Origin of the sequence: Bartonella sp. AS69XJJH, from assembly GCF_042195585.1 — a bacterium.
GTDB lineage: Bacteria > Pseudomonadota > Alphaproteobacteria > Rhizobiales > Rhizobiaceae > Bartonella.
Map to the genome: position 1 here is coordinate 1 of NZ_JBHIOO010000096.1, position 1136 is coordinate 1136.

The 1136-nt window shown below is 40.7% G+C and carries 3 protein-coding genes and 1 pseudogene; all 4 read right to left on the reverse strand.

The window, feature by feature from the left end:
- Window positions 1–206: pseudogene (locus tag ACFIK6_RS09880) on the reverse strand (phage tail protein); the annotation flags it as partial.
- Window positions 203–274, reverse strand: a complete 72-nt coding sequence (locus ACFIK6_RS09885) for a GpE family phage tail protein (RefSeq protein WP_375677602.1) — start codon at window positions 272–274, stop codon at window positions 203–205. The pseudogene ACFIK6_RS09880 and the gene ACFIK6_RS09885, both read right to left, overlap by 4 nt.
- A 38-nt stretch (window positions 275–312) precedes the next feature.
- A complete protein-coding gene (locus ACFIK6_RS09890) occupies window positions 313–600 on the reverse strand; it encodes a phage tail assembly protein (RefSeq protein WP_375642744.1) in 288 nt (95 codons plus the stop codon).
- 2 nt (window positions 601–602) lie between these two features.
- Window positions 603–1109, reverse strand: a complete 507-nt coding sequence (locus ACFIK6_RS09895; RefSeq protein WP_375642743.1) for a phage major tail tube protein — start codon at window positions 1107–1109, stop codon at window positions 603–605.
- Window positions 1110–1136: the final 27 nt, after the last annotated feature.

Consider the following 1136-nt stretch of genomic DNA (forward strand, 5'->3'; position numbering starts at 1 on the left):
CGGCTTGCCGCCACTCCAAGAGCACTTTGAACACCATGAAGGCTTTTTGTCATGTTTTTGACAGCAGCAGAAAAGCGCGGAATACTCAATCTCAGTGAGAGTGTTTTTGACAATGTATCGAATTTTTTTTGAAGATGTTTAAGAGGTGCGGTGAGTTTATCTTCAAGAGATAATCTCACCTTTGCATCAGCAACTTTTTCACTCATTTTGTCTTATACCTTTCTACTGCTTGATTTCGCCAAAAGACCAATTCTTCCAGTTCCATTTCCATCATGTCTGAAAGTGTCCAATGAAAAACAATGGCAATATCGGCTATGAGTTTCTCGGCAGTTTCGCAGTCTTGGAAGCCCGCCGACTTGAAAAAAAATCTATAATCTCACGAAGATCTTCCATGTCATAAGGATCAATTTCCTCAACGGCATCTATGGGCCAGCCAGAAAGGCGTGAAGTAATGAAATCTAACTGATCAGCATCGTCTTCCTTAAAGGTCGCTTTTAAGTCTTTATATTTCGGGCGCCGTAAGGTGATTTCGGTGTGCTCTTTTCCTTCAAAGGTAACGGGTATCAGTAATTTATGTGTAATGCTTGTTTGGACTGTCATTTTTATAATCCTATATTTACTCTATGGTCTGCTAATTGATTGACGCCATTGAATTTTCTCACCAAGTTAAGGACGTCTATCTCAACGATTTCAACGTCTTTTTGGACATATTTGAAATACTGTAATGTGAATGTTGCTGTGGATGTTGCTTTGCTCCCCGGTTGCCATTCTGCCATTTCAAAGCCTTTGCATAGTCCTCTCATGGTAATGACAACACCTTCTGCTGGTGTGCCTTGGGCTTGCATTGAACTGCGCAATGAAATGTTGACATCAGTGCGCCCCAACAGTGCCATTAACTCTGGAGAGCAATCAGAAATGGTCATGGTGAGAATGAGAGTTTCAAGACCAAGGTCAACTTCAATGGAGGAATCCATGCCTCCGCCACGATAATTTTCAACGACCAAACTCAAATTTGGTAGTGTTACGCTTTCACATTTTGCTTGATAGGGAATGCCGTCAACAAAAATGTTAAAATATTTCAAAACTCTTGGTAAAACGGGGATAGCCATTAAAAGATCTCCTCTAAATAATCATTC